Annotated in this window: 1 protein-coding gene; it reads right to left on the reverse strand. The window is 60.8% G+C overall.

Going from position 1 to position 1,891, the window contains the following annotated elements; genetic code table 11:
• Positions 1–1,884, reverse strand: a 1,884-nt coding sequence (locus AC0T5L_RS27045; protein ID WP_476168319.1) for a type I polyketide synthase, incomplete at its 3' end; no start/stop codon positions are given.
• Positions 1,885–1,891: the final 7 nt, after the last annotated feature.

Here is a 1,891-nt window from a genome sequence, read left to right on the forward strand (position 1 = left end):
CTTGGCGAGTGTGTTGGGGTTTGGGTAGTCGAAGACGAGGGTGGCGGGGAGGCGGACTCCGGTGACCGCGGCCAGGCGGTTGCGTAGTTCCACTGCGGCGAGTGAGTCGAATCCGACTTCCTTGAAGGCCTGGTCGGCGCCGATGGAGTCGCCGCTGGGGTATCCCAGTGCTGTGGCGGCTTCGCTGCGTACTACGTTCAGCAGTGCGCGTTCGCGTTCGGGCTGGGGCAGTCCTTGGAGTTGGTCGGTGAGGGAGCGGCCGCCGTCGTCGCCGGTGTCGACGGAGCGTCGGGTGCTGCGTACCAGTCCTCGCAGGACTGTGGGGATGTTGGTTCCGCGGAGTCCTGTGTCTTTGAGGTCCAGGTGGGCTGGTACCAGTTCGGCGCGGGAGGAGCGCACGCTCACATCGAACAGGGTTAGGGCTTTTTCGGTGTCCAGGGCTCGCATGCCGCCGCGGTTGGTCAGGGTGTCGCGGTTGATTTGGCCGGTGAGTTCGCTGTCTTGTTCCCATAGCCCCCAGGCCAGGGATACTGCTGGTAGGCCTTGTTCGTGGCGGGTTCTGGCCAGTGCGTCCAGGAACACGTTTGCTGCGGCGTAGTTTCCTTGTCCGGGGTTGCCGAAGATGCCTGAGGCTGATGAGAACAGTACGAACATTTCCAGGTTCATTTCCTGGGTGAGTTCGTGTAGGTGCCAGGCCGCGTCGGTTTTGGGGCTGAGGACGGTGTTGATTCGGTCGGTGTTCAGTGCGGTGATCACGCCGTCGTCCAGGACGCCGGCTGTGTGTACGACACCTGTGAGTGGGCCTCGTCGCAGGATGTGTGTGAGTGTTTTTTGGACTGCGGTGCGGTCGGATACGTCGCAGGCGACCACTTCCACTCGGGCGCCCAGGTTTTGTAGGTGGGTTTGGAGTTCTTGGGCGCCTGGTGCTTGTGTTCCGCGGCGGCTTGCCAGGACGAGGTCGCGGGCTCCGTGTTCGGTGATCAGGCGTTGGGCGATGAGGCCGCCTAGGGTGCCGGTGCCTCCGGTCACCAGGATGGTGCCTTCGCTGGTGGTGGGTGTGGTGTTGTTTTGTGTGGTGTTTTCTTCGATGGGTTCGCGTGCTAGTCGCGGTACGTGTGTTGTTCCTTCGCGGATGGCTATTTGTGGTTCGTCTGTGGTGAGTGCTGTTTCTAGTGCTGCTTGTGATTTTTCTGTGTTGTCGGTGTCGACGAGTGTGAATCGTCCGGGGTGTTCTGATTGTGCGGTGCGGATGAGGCCCCATACTGCGCCGGCGGCGGGGTCGGAGGTGGTGCCGGGTGCGCCGCCTTGGGTCAGTATGACTGCGTGGGAGTGTTCGTCTTTGGTGCGGGCGAGTAGTTCTTGGACTGTGTTTAGTGCGTGGGTTGTGAGTGTGCGGGTTCGTTGGAGTGGGTTTTTTTCTGTGGGGGTGGTGAGGTCTAGTATTTCGTTGTGGTGGGTGGGTTTGTTTGGGGTGTTGGTTGTGTCGAGGGGGGTCCATTCGAGGTGGAAGAGTGCGTTGTGTGCGGTGTGGAGGGGGGAGTTGAGGCCTTTTTCGTCTACTTCGCGGGTGATGAGTGATCCCACGGTGGCGACGGGGGTGCCTGTTGTGTCGGTCATGAGTACGGACACGCCTTGGGTGGCGTGGGGGGAGATGCGTACTCGTAGGGAGCGTGCTCCTACTGCGTGTACGGTTACGTCACGCCATTCGAAGGGGAGTCGGGTTTTTGAGTCGTTGTTCGTTAGTGCTGCGGCTTGTAGTGCTGCGTCTAGGAGTCCTGGGTGTAGGCCGAATTTGTTGGTTGCTTCTGTTTCTTTTTCGGTGAGTTCGACCTGGGCGTATATGTTCTGGTCTTGTTTCCAGGCGGCGTTCAGCCCGCGAAACACCGGACCG

This window comes from Nocardiopsis sp. TRM 82005, from assembly GCF_056312425.1.